At 63.4% G+C, this 336-nt stretch carries 1 pseudogene; it reads left to right on the plus strand.

What is annotated here, in order from left to right:
- Positions 1-336, plus strand: a pseudogene (locus tag QMX89_RS22900) (hypothetical protein); the annotation flags it as partial.

Genomic DNA, 336 nt, shown 5'->3' on the forward strand with positions numbered 1-336 from the left:
CGCATTCGATCACTGCCAAGGCGCGCTATGGCACAGGGCTGGTGTCCGCGTCGCGCACGTTCAACGTCAAGTCCAGGACGCAGCCCGTCATTGTCAGCGTGCAGGATTCGCAAGGCGAAGTCAGTCACGGCGGCAGCACGTTCGATACCCGTGTGACGCTTTCGGGCACCGCCCCAGGCAGTCAGCTGGTGATGATCTACGACGCTCAGAACTCCAAGGGCATCGCCGCGGTGAGCGCCAGTGGAAACTGGAGTTTGGGTCTGACGGGGCTTGCAACAGGTGCTCACTCGTTGACGGCCCATGCGCTCCAGGGGACCGGGGAAACCTCTGAGCCGC

It is taken from the genome of Pseudomonas sp. PS01301 (assembly GCF_029960215.1).
In the GTDB taxonomy this organism is placed as follows: domain Bacteria; phylum Pseudomonadota; class Gammaproteobacteria; order Pseudomonadales; family Pseudomonadaceae; genus Aquipseudomonas; species Aquipseudomonas coleopterorum.